The sequence below is a fragment of the Arthrobacter monumenti genome (genome assembly GCF_054511255.1).
Map to the genome: position 1 here is coordinate 263,824 of NZ_JBTNCY010000003.1, position 13,506 is coordinate 277,329.

At 63.3% G+C, this 13,506-nt stretch carries 10 protein-coding genes, 1 tRNA gene and 2 riboswitches; of the genes, 6 read left to right on the forward strand and 5 right to left on the reverse strand.

Going from position 1 to position 13,506, the window contains the following annotated elements:
- Positions 1-4: 4 nt before the first annotated feature.
- Positions 5-1,009, reverse strand: coding sequence for an inorganic phosphate transporter (locus ACX80B_RS06005; protein WP_459294080.1), 1,005 nt, complete (start codon positions 1,007-1,009; stop codon positions 5-7).
- Entirely contained in the window at positions 1,010-1,627 is a 618-nt protein-coding gene (locus ACX80B_RS06010; protein ID WP_459294082.1) for a DUF47 domain-containing protein, read from the reverse strand.
- Positions 1,628-2,010: 383 nt separating this feature from the next.
- Positions 2,011-2,099: riboswitch (SAM riboswitch) on the forward strand.
- A 63-nt stretch (positions 2,100-2,162) separates the two neighbouring features.
- On the opposite strand from ACX80B_RS06010, the gene ACX80B_RS06015 reads away from it, so the two are divergent.
- The 3 genes from ACX80B_RS06015 to ACX80B_RS06025 all read left to right on the forward strand — a co-directional run bounded on the left by ACX80B_RS06015 (position 2,163) and on the right by ACX80B_RS06025 (position 6,338).
- Complete coding sequence (locus ACX80B_RS06015; RefSeq protein ID WP_459294084.1) at positions 2,163-3,380, forward strand: acyl-CoA dehydrogenase family protein; 1,218 nt, start codon at positions 2,163-2,165, stop codon at positions 3,378-3,380.
- A 68-nt stretch (positions 3,381-3,448) separates the two neighbouring features.
- Positions 3,449-3,573: riboswitch (SAM riboswitch) on the forward strand.
- Positions 3,539-4,957 carry an MFS transporter gene (locus ACX80B_RS06020; RefSeq protein WP_459294086.1) on the forward strand — a complete coding sequence of 473 codons (1,419 nt, stop codon included), beginning with the start codon at positions 3,539-3,541 and terminating at the stop codon, positions 4,955-4,957. Its footprint overlaps the riboswitch before it by 35 nt.
- A gap of 13 nt (positions 4,958-4,970) precedes the next feature.
- Positions 4,971-6,338 (forward strand): LLM class flavin-dependent oxidoreductase, encoded by a 1,368-nt coding sequence (locus ACX80B_RS06025; RefSeq protein ID WP_459294088.1) that lies wholly within the window; start codon positions 4,971-4,973, stop codon positions 6,336-6,338.
- A 53-nt stretch (positions 6,339-6,391) separates the two neighbouring features.
- On the opposite strand, the gene ACX80B_RS06030 is transcribed toward ACX80B_RS06025, so the two are convergent.
- Entirely contained in the window at positions 6,392-7,039 is a 648-nt protein-coding gene (locus tag ACX80B_RS06030; RefSeq protein WP_459294090.1) for a hypothetical protein, read from the reverse strand.
- 144 nt (positions 7,040-7,183) lie between these two features.
- Between ACX80B_RS06030 and ACX80B_RS06035 the strand changes: the two genes are divergently transcribed.
- Together ACX80B_RS06035 and ACX80B_RS06040 are read left to right on the forward strand one after the other, a co-directional pair.
- Positions 7,184-7,256: transfer RNA gene (locus ACX80B_RS06035), tRNA-Lys, on the forward strand.
- Between the two features lie 41 nt (positions 7,257-7,297).
- Positions 7,298-8,401 carry a YdcF family protein gene (locus ACX80B_RS06040; protein WP_459294092.1) on the forward strand — a complete coding sequence of 368 codons (1,104 nt, stop codon included), beginning with the start codon at positions 7,298-7,300 and terminating at the stop codon, positions 8,399-8,401.
- A 10-nt stretch (positions 8,402-8,411) separates the two neighbouring features.
- Here the strand turns inward: ACX80B_RS06040 and ACX80B_RS06045 are convergent, their stop codons facing one another.
- Positions 8,412-8,831, reverse strand: a complete 420-nt coding sequence (locus ACX80B_RS06045; protein ID WP_459294094.1) for a MarR family winged helix-turn-helix transcriptional regulator — start codon at positions 8,829-8,831, stop codon at positions 8,412-8,414.
- An 84-nt stretch (positions 8,832-8,915) separates the two neighbouring features.
- Positions 8,916-9,845 carry a LysR family transcriptional regulator gene (locus ACX80B_RS06050; protein ID WP_459294096.1) on the reverse strand — a complete coding sequence of 310 codons (930 nt, stop codon included), beginning with the start codon at positions 9,843-9,845 and terminating at the stop codon, positions 8,916-8,918.
- A 125-nt stretch (positions 9,846-9,970) separates the two neighbouring features.
- On the opposite strand from ACX80B_RS06050, the gene ACX80B_RS06055 reads away from it, so the two are divergent.
- The gene (locus ACX80B_RS06055; protein ID WP_459294098.1) at positions 9,971-13,465 is read left to right on the forward strand and encodes a bifunctional proline dehydrogenase/L-glutamate gamma-semialdehyde dehydrogenase; all 3,495 of its coding nucleotides are present in this window, start codon (positions 9,971-9,973) and stop codon (positions 13,463-13,465) included.
- Positions 13,466-13,506 lie beyond the last annotated feature (41 nt).

Genomic DNA, 13,506 nt, shown 5'->3' on the forward strand with positions numbered 1-13,506 from the left:
CAGCTTACAAAATGGGATTCAGGGCGAGGAAAAAGATGCCGCCCATGAGCGCCGTGGCGCCAGCGGTCATGATCCAAACGGCCACGACTTTCAGCACCAGGACAACGTGGACTGAGTCGAATCGTTGATTGGCGCCGGCACCGACAATGGCTGAACCGACGGTGTGCGTGCTCGAGACCGGCATGTGCAGACCAATGGCGCCGACGAAGAGCATTACTGCCCCCAGACCCTGTGCAACGCTGCCGCGCATGGGATCTATCCGGACCAGCCTGCGCCCCAGGGTATGGGCGATCCGCCAACCGCCAAAGAGCGTCCCGACCGCCATCGTTGTCGCTGCGAACAGCTGCACCCAGAGCGGCATGCCACTGCCCGAAGCGAAACCGGCGGCCATCAATCCCAGCAGGATTACCGCCATCGAACGCTGTCCGTCCTGCAGGCCATGTCCAAGGGCGAACGCCGCAGCGGAGACCGATTGGGCCATTCGGAACCGCTGATTAATCCGGCGTGGTTGGCTGTATCGGGCGAGCCAGGTGATGGGGTAGACGAGCAGGAAGGCCAGCACAAAGGCAACCACCGGGGAGAGCAGCAGCGGCAGGACGATCTGCAGCCATAAGTCGGTATTCCCCACCCGGTTCCCGCCCACCAGCGTGGAGGCGAAACCGGAGCCAAGCAGGCCTCCAAGCAAAGCGTGCGTCGACGACGACGGGTACCCCCGCCACCAGGTACCCAGACCCCAGAGGCAGGCGCTGGCCAGCCCGGCCAACAGGATGCCCAGCCCTTCCGCACCGGACGGCAGGCTGATCCATTCGTCGCTGATCAACAGGGCAAGTGTGGTGCCCAGCAGGGCGCCAACCAGGTTGAAGATGGCAGCCAGCAACACCGCGATGGTGGGGGTCAAGGCCCTGGTGCGGACCGCCGTCGTGACCGAATTTGAGACGTCGTGGAACCCGTTGATGAAGGCAAAAGCGCCGGCAAAGCCGACGACCAGCACCAGCAGGAACAGTTCCACCTACGATTCCTTGACGATGATGCTGCCGACATGCGTGGCTACACGCCGCATCTCCTTGGTGACGTCGACCAGTTGGTTGGCCACGTCCCGTCGCCGGGCGTAGGGGGTGGCTTTGTGGTCCTTGAGCAGCTCGAACACGTAGATCCGGTGGGTCCGTTCCGCGCGTTTGGCAAGGCGCAGGACTTCCAGCCAGTAATCCTCAAGATCGTCGAGCTCGCCGAGCTGCTGCATCGCCTGGACGGTCAATTCAGCCTGCCGGCCAATGACCTCGAGCTGCTCGGTGGCTCGGGCCGAGAGCCGGTCCAGCCGGTACAGCGCTATCAGTTCGGCCGCGCCGTCGAGCTTTTCCATCGCCTCGTTCAGGTATCTCGACAGCGCGTACATGTCCTCGCGCGGCAAGGGATTGATGAAACTGGTGCGCATGGAGGTCATCAGGGCGTAGTGCAGATCGGTGGACTTCGCTTCATGCTGGTGCATCTGCTCGGCCAACCGCTCGAAGTCGTCAGTGGACGCCCCGAGAATTTCCGATAGGGTCTGTACGCCAAGGGTCAGCTGGGAGGCCATTTGTGACAGAAGGTCCAGTCCGGCGTTTTCCTGCGGAAACAGGCGTAACTTCACTTGCATCACCTTCACCTGTCGAAAAATGGTGCCACGGGCCGGGCTCACGCGTGCAGAATGTCTGCGGGCACCACTTTACTTCAGTGCCGGAAAGGGCATAAAAATGGTGTCGAACCGGGAGCGCCTCTCGGCGGAAGGCCGCTCGAAGCGGCTATCAGTTGGAGCCCGGGGCTGCCACGGTTCGACACCACCTTCAGTCTTCTACTTCGACCGAACCCTGTCAACAGGAACGGCCCACCCGTATCGATGAGACGCAGTCACGCCGCCCTTTCAGCCCGGTTTTCCGACGGCGGCGGCCCGGCAGCTACCCGTGTTCAGCGAAGCATTACGTGAAATTTCGGCAGTGGTTTCGTTTCAGGGAAGTCCATGGTGTCGAATGAGAGCTACCATCCCGAGCGGCCGAGAGACCTGGATCGACGAAGCCGCAGCAACCACCTATACAGGCCGGTGCTACCGCCAGGACCGATGGAGATTTCGGCTGCCGCGCAGGCGTTCTCCCGGCCGCCGGCGGGTGCCGTGCCGCGAAAGGATCATCATGGCAGCAGCGTACGGCAGGTTTCCGGACGGAGAAGCAACTGACTTCGAGGAGCTTGCAGACCGCTTCCGGCCGATTTTCGAGGAGATCGCCGCCGGGGCGGTGCAACGCGAAGCAAGCCGGGAATTACCCTTCGATTCCATCAAGAGGCTCAACGCAGCTGGCTTTGGCGCACTGCGCGTGCCACGGGAGCACAACGGATTTGGAGTCAGCTTCACCGATTTCATCCAGTTGCTGATCGAATTGGCCCAGGCGGACTCGAATGTCGCCCATATCTACCGTTCGCACTATGGTTTCGTTGAGCAATTGAGCTTTGCCCCGGATCGGGTGAAGGACGTGTGGTATCCGCGTATTGTCAAGGGGCAAATCGTCGGGAACGCCTCGACGGAACGCGGCGGCAACGCCCTGGGCACAATGAATACGTTGATCAGCAAGACCGACGATGGTCCGACCCTTAACGGTCAGAAGTACTACAGCACCGGCAGCATCTTCTCGGAATGGATAGCGGTCACTGCTGCTGTGGAGGGGCAGGACGAAAGGGTTTACGCACTGGTCAGCACCGCCGACCCCAACGTCCTCCTCGACGACGATTGGGATGGCTTCGGCCAGCGGTTGACAGGGACAGGCACGACGACGTTCCGTAACGTCAAGGTCGAGGACGACCACGTCCTCGACCGCAGCCGCAAGACCAGCCATGAGCAATCCTTCTTCCAACTCATCATCCTGGCTGTGGAGGCCGGTATCGCGAGGGCCGTCCTGGCCGATGCCCGGTCCTTGGTGGAGAGTCGTCAGCGTACATTCAATACCGGCTCCGGCGTTCCGGTACGCGAGGACCCGCTCATTCTCCAATTGGTCGGACAGATTTCAGCGAAGGCCTTCGCCGCTGAGGCGATAGTGCTGCAAGCGGCGCGGGAACTGGATATCGCGCGGGACCCCAGTCGTAACCTCACCGACCAGCAACGCTACGAACGTGGCGAGCTGGCGGTGGACAAGGCCCAGCTGATGGTGCCACGTCTGGCCCTCGACGCCGCCGATCAGCTATTCGACACCTTAGGGGCCTCCGCGACCAGCCGGAGCAAGCAACTGGACCGGCACTGGCGCAATGCCCGGACAGCCGCGACACACAATCCGATTGTGTTCAAGGCCAAACAGATTGGCGACTTCGAGGTCAACGGAACGACCCCGCAGTCGCTGTGGGCCATCGGCAGCGTCGGTTAGCGCATGTTGCGTTGTGTTACTCCTGTGAGTTTGTCTCATCCATCCAAGCGAAATAGCGTGACACGCAGAATCAAGAGCTCCAACGCTAAAACCCTGGTTTGTTGGACGGCAACCCTCTGACGCTGTAGTGGGGTGCCCCAGGTGAGGATTCGGCCGGTGTGGAGCGACAGGACTCCGCCGGCAAGTACGGCGCTTCCGTGGCGGAGTGCCCGATGATGCAAGGAACTTCCATGGTGTTGAACCAACCCGCCCTTGAGCAGGAGCGCCCGTCCGGACTGACACAATTGCGTGAGAACAAGCGCGTGCTCTCTTCGGCTTTCGTCGGAACCACCATTGAGTGGTACGACTTCTACCTCTATGGCATGGCTTCGGCGTTGATTTTTAACCAGCAGTTCTTCCCGGAATCTTCGCCTGTCGCCGGTATTTTGGCTTCGTTCGCCACTTTTGCCGTCGGCTTCCTGGCCCGGCCGCTGGGCGGAATCATCTCCGGCCACCTCGGAGACCGGATCGGACGCAAGAAGCTGCTGGTCTTTTCGCTGCTGACCATGGGCATCGCGTCGACGCTGATCGGTGTTTTGCCGACCTATGCGACTGCCGGTACTGCCGCCGTCGTCGGCCTGGTGCTGCTGCGTTTGCTGCAGGGACTGTCCGCCGGTGCCGAATGGGGCGGCTCGGCACTGCTGTCCGTCGAACACGCGCCACGAAAGATGCGCGGGCTGTTCGGCAGCTTCACGCAGGTCGGCTCGTCCGCCGGCATGTTGCTGGCCACGGGGGCATTTGCGATCAGTCAGGCGGTGTTCACTACCGAGCAGTTCAGCGCCTTCGGCTGGCGCATTCCCTTCCTGCTGAGCGCTGTCTTGGTCGCCGTCGGACTGTACATCCGCCTTGGTGTTGAAGATGCGCCGGAATTCAGGCAGCTGCAGAGCCAGAACAAGGTCGAGCGCTCGCCGGTGCGGGAAGTCCTCCGGAACCACCCGCGGGCGGTGCTGGTAACGATTGGCCTGCGCCTGGGACAAATCGGGCTCTACGTTCTGCTGACCGTCTACGTGATCGGGTATTTGGCCGAACGCCGCGGGGACAACAGTTCGGCCCTGACATCCATCCTGATCGTGTCCGCCATCGGACTGGCCGGGGGGCCGTTCTGGGGCTGGCTCTCGGACAAGATCGGACGACGGCGGATCGCCCTGACCAGCGCGATTGCCACCTGCATCTTTATTTGGCCATTCTTCTGGTTCCTCGACCACGGACCGCTCGTCCTGCTGCCGCTGGTGATGTTTGTTGGAGTCAGTATCCTGCACGATTCGATGTATGGGGTCCAGGCGGCGTGGTTTGCCGAGCAGTTCCCGCTGAACGTGCGTTACAGCGGCGTTTCCCTCGGGTACCAGATTGGTGCGGTGCTCGGCGGTGGACTCACGCCCTTCGTCGCCGCGTCGCTGCTGCAACTCGGTAACGGCGGGCCTTGGCTGATTTGCGCTTACATCACTCTGCTGGCCGCGTTGTCGGCGGTAGCCGCCGCAGCCGCCAAGGATCCGGCGCGGGAGTACGCGCAGGACAAGAACCTTCCCGACAAATTCTAAGGAGCGCACCTTCGTGCCAAAACCGCTGCTGTTCAACGCCTTCGAAATGCTCGTGCCATCCCATCAATCCCCGGGGCTATGGCGGCATCACCGGGATGAGGGCCGGCGCTACACCGAGCTGGATTATTGGACCTCACTGGCCCAAACCCTGGAGGAAGGCGGCTTCCACGGCATCTTCTTCGCCGACATCCTGGGCCAGTACGACGTATTCGGCGGCTCCGCGGAGGAATCCGTGCGCGGTGGCATCCAGTTTCCGCAGCTTGATCCGATGCTGCTGGTCTCCGCCCTGGCGCAGGCGACCCACAGAATCGGATTCGGCGTGACGGCTTCGGTGACCTACGAGCATCCCTATCTGCTGGCGCGGCGGCTGGGCACCCTGGATCATCTGACCGGTGGACGGGTGGCATGGAACATCGTCACCTCCTACCAGGATTCCGCTGCCCGCAACCTCGGACTGAATGCACAAATACCGCACGACGAGCGTTATGACCGGGCCGAAGAATACATGGACGTTGTCTATAAGCTGCTGGAGGGGTCGTTCGACGACGACGCAGTCACCGTGGATACCGAGGCCAATGTCTACACCGACCCGGAGAAAGTCCGGGGTATCGGCCATCAAGGCAGCGCGTTCCAGGTTCCCGGCCCTGCGTTGGTCGAGCCGTCGCCCCAGCGCACACCGCTGCTGTTCCAAGCTGGCGCGTCCTCCCGCGGGAGGGAATTTGCCGCCAAGCATGCGGAAGCCATCTTCTTCAGCGGCTACACACCGGAAATGACCCGGACATGGGTGGACTCTGTGCGGGATGGACTTGCATCGTCCGGGCGGCAGCGGGACGCCGTCAAGATTTTCGCGATGGCAACGGTTATTACGGCCGAAACCGATGAAGAAGCGCAAGGGAAGTTCAACGAGTACTCCGAATACATCGATGCGGAGGCGGCGCTGGCCTTGTTCGCCGGCTGGACCGGCGTCGACCTCAGTGACGTGGATTTGGACGCACCGCTGGAATACATCAAGACCGAAGGTAATCAGTCCGCGCTCGCCGCTTTTACAACCATGGATCCATCAAGGACCTGGACGGCACGCGAGCTGGCGCGCTTCATCGGTATTGGCGGCCGTGGGCCGGTCCTTATCGGTTCAGCCCGGACGGTCGCTGATGAGCTCGAACGGTGGCAGGACGTCGGCGATATCGACGGGTTCAACCTTTCAAGTGCAGTGCGGCCAGCCGATCTGACGGACTTCGCGCGGTTGGTCTCGCCCGAACTGCGCCGGCGCGGATTGCTGGGAACTCCCGATGCTGAGACGTTCCGCGGGACCATTACGGGTGGGGAATCGCGGTTGCCGGCGGACCATTATGGGGCACGGTTTCGCAATCTCCAGGGATAGAACGCCTTAGTAGCCCGGATCCTGACGGGACCAGCGAGAGGCTTCGGGAAACTCTAGTCGAGTTCTCCGCGGCGCCATGATGCAGCGGCGTGCTCCAGGTCCTCGGCGGTTTTCACGAGCTGGTGGGATTCGCGCGTGAGCTTTGACGCCCGGTGTTCGTTGGACATCTCGGAGTCGTCGGCCATGGTCGCCTGGCCGAGTGCGACCACCCGGCAGAATGCGGCCGACCGTTCCAGAGCGACGTCGAAATCTCCTTCGAAAGCGCCGGAGAGGATGGTGTTGGCCATCGTTTTGACTTCCTCGGCGCCGGGCGGTTCCGCAACCCCGGCAACAACGTTGGACACCTGTGCAACATCCTTGCCGGCCGTGAAATAGGCCGAGATTCGCTCCGGATTCTGCTGCGCGGCGGTGCGCAGGGCGTACAGCCGCCACAGCGCACCCGGCAGGGATCGGGGAGGGCTTTCCGCCCAGAGCTCTGCGACGGCTTCAAGACCTTGTTCGTCGGCGAGTTTGACGAGCCGTTCGGTTACCTCCGGATCGTCACTGGCCCGGCCGTGGTGCACGAGTGCCTGGGCCGCGAGATGTGCAGCTTCGGAAACGCGCGCGGGGTCGGCGCCACCGGCAAATGGCTCAAAGTCGGCAGGCGCAAACGGCTTCGGCTTATGCGGCCGCGGTGCGTTTGAACTGACGTCTTCGCTCATGCCGCGACTCTACTCCTCGGACCTAAAAATGTCTGCCCTTGCGCCCGTCCGCACCCGCCATGGGGCGAGTCGATACTGTTCGCTCTTATGCGATAAAGTGGTTTCGGTCTTACGGCAGCGCTCGCGGTGGTGTACAGACTGGAGGGGCCTCTAGCTCAGTTGGTAGAGCATCGGACTTTTAATCCGTGGGTCGTGGGTTCGAGCCCCACGGGGCCCACCCTTAACAGCAGGACCAGTCAGGCGTTCTAGGCTGGAAGCGTGTTTCTGCTGATCCTTGGTGCGGTCTTCCTCGCGCTGTTCGCCGCAGGGCTGATCCGCGCCCGCCACGATCCCGGCAACGCGGCATTCCTGTTTGCCGCCCTGATCCCACTGAACCTCTGGATGTATTCCGGGCCGGCAGGGAGTTCCCTTTTCGACTCCATATTCGGCAGTCTCCTCATGCTGACCGTATTGGGTCCGGCCACCCTCTCGGTATTGGCGCTGATCGTGCTGCTGGTCGCAAGTGGGCTCAGCAGTGGCAACAGATCGGGCCCCGGCGGCATCCAGCGTAACGGCAACAGCACGGGCAGCGGCAGGCGACGCGGAAGGGGCCCGGCCAGAGCCCGCTCGCTGGGAACCGGTGCCGCGCTCGCAGTGGCAAGCGCCGCCGTCGTTATTCTGCTTCTGGACGGGCGTCCTGGGCCGGCTCTGGTCGCGACAGGACTGGTTATCGTCATCGCTTATCTGCTGGTGTCGTTCGCCGTGTTCCTGGTCTCCTCACTCTTCTTCTCCAGGCCGCGCCACCCGCCCAAAGCCGGAGTCGTGATCGTATTGGGCTCGGCATTGAACAGGGGGAATGTTTCCCCCATGCTGGCCGACAGGCTTGACGCCGCTTGCAGCATTTGCGAAGCCACGAAGCCTGGAGCCGGCCCTTTGCTGATCGTCTCCGGCGGACCGGGAAGGGCGGAAACCCGAAGCGAGGCGGCCGCCATGGCCGGCTACCTCGCTGCGAAAGGAGTGCCTCAGGAGCGCCTGATCCTCGAAGAAAAAGCTGCCACCACAAGGCAGAACATCAAGTTCACCAAATCGTTGCTGGAGGCGGAGGCCGGCGGTGGTGGGAGCGTGGCCACCGCCGGCGCAAGCGTTGCCAGCGGCGCCGTCGTCGTTGTCACCAGCGATTTTCATGTGCTGAGGACGGCGGGAATCTGCCGCCGGATGGGTTTGAAGGCCGCCGTGGTGGGCTCGCTCTCCGCACCGGGACTCTTGCCAGCGACCCTGCTGCGGGAATTCACCCTGACGCTGGGGGAGTACACGTGGGCGCACGCCACAGTGGTACTCAGCATCACGACGTCGATAATCGCCTTGGCAGCTTCAGCCGGCTGACTGCGCCCGGCTACTCGCTCCAGCCGAGATTGCGCGCCATCCGCTGCAGGACGTCCAACGTGGCGGCGTATTCTTCCTCGGAGACACCCTCGGTGATGTGGTCCCGGTTGCGGGTCACGACTTCGCCCAAGGCCTCCAGGCTCTTCCGGCCGAGGTCGGTCAGGATGTAGTACCCGCCGTCGGCCGCGACCCAGCCGCTTTCGATCAGCTCCTCGATGTGTTCCGCGGAAGTGCCGCCATCTTCCTGGGCGAAAAACGGCGCCAGCGCCTGGTCGAGCTCCGCCGCGGTGGATGGGTTCTCCGCGAGGACATTCATGATCTGCCATTGCCGGCGGGTGACGCCGTGTTCTTCCACGGTGTTGTCGAACTGCTCGTTGATCAATCCGTCGACGAGCGTGAGCCAGAATCCGATGGGGCGTTGCTGTGCCATGGCTACACTGTACAAAATCCGCGGCGGAAAGCGGCATTACCGCGGGCCGGGTGTTGATGTCCGACGGCGGTCCGGCGCGTTCCGCTACGCTTCGAGATCGGGCAGCTCCATCCTGCTTTGCTGGCCGACCAGTTCGGCCGTCTTACCGAGCACGGAACGGAAGGCGAGAATCGCCGGGCGATGCGCACTGGCGAGACGGACCGACGTAAAGATCGTCCGGATTGGATCGCTCGGCAACTGCAGCAGCTGGCAGGTGGTTTCCTTGCCCGACCAGACAAGATCCGGCATGAAGGCCACGGCATTTCCCGACTCCACCAGGCGGATCTGCGCCTGCAGGTCCGCCGTCTCAAACCGCACGTCCGGCTCGAATCCGGCCTGCCGGCACGCCTGTTCGGCCCAATGGCGGGAGGCCGCGCCGCGTGGTTCCATCACCCAGGGCATGTGCTTGGCATCATCCACGGAAGTGATCCCGTCCAGCGATGCCGGCGGGGCGGCCAGCCGGATGGCGTCCGTGGTGAGCTTGGTCCGGTCCAGCTCGGGATAGTGGGCGGGGGCGTGGCCGGGATACTGTTCGGCGATCACCATGTCGAAGTCCCGCGCCCAGGTTTCATGCAGGGCGGTCTCCGGTTCACGCTGGATCATCTCAATCCGGACATCGGGATAGGCCACCTGCATGGCGGTCAAGGCGCCGGGCATGAGGGCGAGGGCGGCTGACTGGAAGACCGCCAGGCGGACGGTCCCCGTAACGGTCGTCAACGACGCGGCGATGTCGGACTCCGCCTTCTCCAGCGTTTTCAGGAGCTCCGCGGTGTGTTCGATCAGGATCTCGGCCTGCGGAGTCAGCTGGACCCGGCGGCCGGTTTTCCGTAGCAGTTCGACGCCGGCTTCCCTCTCCAGGAGGGTCAATTGCTGCGAAACCGACGACGGACTGAAGTTCAGCGCGGCGGCCACATCCGCGAGCGTTCCGCGGATTTTCAGCTCGCGCAGAAGCGCGAGCCGGCGCACATTCATCATGGCTTTCGATTCATCAACAAACCTGACCAATACCCGTCAAAAAAGATCGCTTTATCTAATTGAACTCTATCCCCATACTGATCAAGACAGACCTACTACACGGGATAAGGACGAGAATCAACAAAATGACGAACACACTTGAGGGGGCCACCGCGACCCCAGTCGATCTGACTAACTTTCCGAGCAACGAATTGACCAGCGAATCGAAACGGGATTCAGCGGACGACGTCGTCAAGTTGGTCCGTCATTGGTTGACGGAAAGTGCGCGGTACCCGGCCGATTCCTCGGCCAAGCAACTGGCCGGAGTGCTGAAAGATCCGAACGGCCTGGAGTTCACAGTTGGCTTCGTGGACGGTGTGATCCGGCCCGAAGACCCGCAGGTTGCCGCGCGTAATCTTCAGCGGGTGGCGTCCAAGGTTCCGGCCTTCCTGCCTTGGTACATGCGCGGGGCAGTAAGGCTTGGCGGCGCCGTCGCACCGGTCCTGCCGCATCTGGTGATCCCGGTCGCCCAGCGCGTACTGCGGAAAATGGTCGGGCACCTGATCGTCGACGCCTCGGATGCGAAACTCGGACCCGCCGTCGCCAAAATCCGCAGGGACGACGTGCGGCTGAACATTAACCTTCTGGGTGAAGTTGTACTCGGCGAACGCGAGGCCGCCCGCCGGCTGGAGGGAACGCACAAGCTGCTGGCGCGCGACGACGTCGACTATGTCTCCATCAAGGTCTCCTCCACGGTTGCACCGCATTCAGCGTGGGCCTTCGAAGAAACCGTTGAGCATGTGGTGGAAAGCCTGACCCCGCTGTACCAGCAGGCGGCAGATTCGCCGCATCCCAAGTTCATCAACCTGGACATGGAAGAGTACAAGGACCTGGACATGACCATCGCGGTCTTCACCCGGATCCTCGAGCAGCCGCAGTTCCGGAATCTCGAAGCCGGCATTGTGCTGCAGGCGTACCTGCCGGATTCCATGGCCGCGATGGTCGAGCTGACCGAATGGGCTCAGGCCCGGCGTGCCGAAGGCGGAGCCTCCGTTAAGGTGCGTGTCGTCAAGGGCGCCAACCTGCCGATGGAGCAGGTCGAGGCATCGCTGCATGACTGGCCGCTGGCGACCTGGGGCACCAAGCAGGACTCCGACACGAACTACAAGCGGATCATCAACTACTCCCTGCAGCCGGACCGGGTTGACGCGGTGCGGATCGGCGTCGCCGGCCACAACCTCTTCGATATCGCCTATGCATGGCTGATGGCGAAGGAACGCGGCGTCCAGCACGGGATCGAATTCGAAATGCTGCTCGGCATGGCCACCGGCCAGGCCGAAGCCGTCAAGCGCGACGTCGGCAGTCTCCTTCTCTACACCCCGGTGGTGCGCCCGGAGGAGTTCGACGTCGCCATCGCCTACCTGATCCGGCGCCTGGAGGAGGGGGCGAGCCAGGAAAACTTCATGTCGGCGGTGTTCGAGTTGTCCGAAAACGAAGCGCTGTTCGAACGGGAACAGCGGCGTTTCCTCGCTTCGCTGCATAAGCTGGATGATTCCATCCCAGCGCCGAATCGCCAGCAGGACCGGAACCAGCCGGAAGCACCGGCGCCGACCGAAGGCTTCACCAACACCCCCGACACGGATCCGTCCCTGCCCGCGAACCGGGCCTGGGGGCGGGAAATCCTGGCACGCGTCCCGGGCTCCACCCTCGGCGAAGACACCGTCGCGGCTGTCACCATTACCGAATCCGGTGAGCTGGAGCGGATCGTGGCCACCGCCGTCGACAGCAGCACTGCGTGGGGTGCGATGACCGGTGCCGAACGTGCGCAGATCCTGCACCGCGCCGGCGATGCGCTCGCGGCCCGGCGGGGCCAGCTGGTTGAGGTGATGGCCAGCGAGACCGGCAAGACCATCGACCAGTCCGACCCGGAAATCAGTGAAGCAATCGACTTCGCGCATTATTACGCCGAGCGCGCCCGGGAGCTCGACGACGTCGACGGCGCCACCTTCGTGCCGTCCCGGCTGACGGTGGTGACACCTCCGTGGAACTTCCCGGTGGCAATCCCCGCCGGCTCCACCCTGGCAGCGCTCGCCGCCGGTTCCGCCGTCGTCATCAAACCTGCGAAGCAGGCACGACGCTGCGGCGCCGTCATGGTGGAAGCATTGTGGGAAGCGGGAGTGCCGCGTGAGGTGCTGGCCATGGTTCAGTTGGGTAACCGCGACCTGGGCCGGCAGCTGGTTTCCGATCCCCGGGTCGACCGCGTCATCCTCACCGGTGGCTACGAGACAGCCGAGCTGTTCCGTTCCTTCCGCCCGGACCTGCCGCTGCTGGCCGAGACCTCGGGGAAGAACGCCATCATCGTCACCCCGAGTGCAGATTTCGACCTTGCTGCCAAGGATGTTGCCTACTCCGCGTTCGGGCACGCCGGACAAAAATGCTCAGCTGCCTCGCTGGTGATCCTGGTCGGCTCCGTGGCCGATTCGCCTCGGTTCCGGAACCAACTCATCGACGCCGTCAAGGCCATCAAGGTCGGCTACCCGGTTGATCCGACCAGCCAGATGGGGCCGATCATCGAACCCGCCAACGGCAAGCTGCTGGAGGCACTGACCACCCTGCAGGAGGGGGAGTCCTGGGTCATTGAACCGGAACAACTGGATGAAACCGGTGCCCTGTGGAGCCCGGGAGTCCGGATGGGCGTTAAGCGTGGATCCTACTTCCACCTGACCGAATTTTTCGGACCGGTGCTGGGCGTCATGACCGCGGAAACCCTCGAAGAGGCCATCGCGATCCAGAATCAGATCGATTACGGCCTCACCTCGGGACTGCATTCGCTCGATGCCCGCGAACTGAATGTCTGGCTCGACAGCATCGAGGCGGGAAACCTCTACGTCAACCGCAGCATCACGGGCGCCATCGTCCAGCGCCAGCCGTTCGGTGGGTGGAAGAAGTCCGCCGTCGGCGCCGGAACCAAGGCCGGCGGTCCCAACTACCTGATCGGACTGGGCAACTGGCTGCCGGGTGAGCTGGAAGGACCGGTAGCCGACGTCGACAATGCGCATGTGCAGGAATTGCTGACGGCGGTTGCTTACTCCGGTGCGGACGTTCCGGAGCCTGACGCGGAGCTGCTGCGCCGGGCACTGGGCAGTGACGCCGCCGCGTGGGCCGGAGAGTTCGGAACAGCCAAGGACGTGACCGGCCTCAGCGCCGAACGGAATGTGTTCCGCTACCGTCCGCTTCCCGTCACGATCCGTCTGTCCGAAGGCGAGCCTCTGGTCAAGCTGCTTCGCGTGGCCGCGGCCGGAATCCTGGCCGGATCTGCCCTCACCGTTTCAACAGCGTTGGAGTTGCCGGCAGCGGTCCAGTCAGTCTTCGGCGGACTCGGCATTGCGGTTGCAGTGGAGAACGACGACGAGTGGCTGACCACCGCGGGCACCCTCGACGGCGTCCGGGTCAGGTTGATTGGCGGCGACGTTCAGGCGCTGGCCGTGCAGACCGGCGGTCGTCCGGATGTAGCCATCTACGCAGGTCCGGTAACGCCGGCCGGGCGGATCGAGCTGCTGCCGTTCCTGCGGGAGCAGGCCGTCACCATCACGGCGCACCGGTTCGGCACCCCGGACCACCTCTCGGACAGCGTGCTCTAGCAGGGTTGACCTGACGGACAGGGCTGCCCTGACGGAGGAGC

Coding starts and splice junctions, on each gene's coding strand:
- ACX80B_RS06015 (WP_459294084.1), top strand. CDS start 2,163: ATGGCAGCAGCGTACGGCAGGTTTCCGGACGGAGAAGCAACTGACTTC.
- ACX80B_RS06030 (WP_459294090.1), bottom strand. CDS start 7,039: ATGAGCGAAGACGTCAGTTCAAACGCACCGCGGCCGCATAAGCCGAAG.
- ACX80B_RS06045 (WP_459294094.1), bottom strand. CDS start 8,831: ATGGCACAGCAACGCCCCATCGGATTCTGGCTCACGCTCGTCGACGGA.
- ACX80B_RS06050 (WP_459294096.1), bottom strand. CDS start 9,845: ATGATGAATGTGCGCCGGCTCGCGCTTCTGCGCGAGCTGAAAATCCGC.
- ACX80B_RS06055 (WP_459294098.1), top strand. CDS start 9,971: ATGACGAACACACTTGAGGGGGCCACCGCGACCCCAGTCGATCTGACT.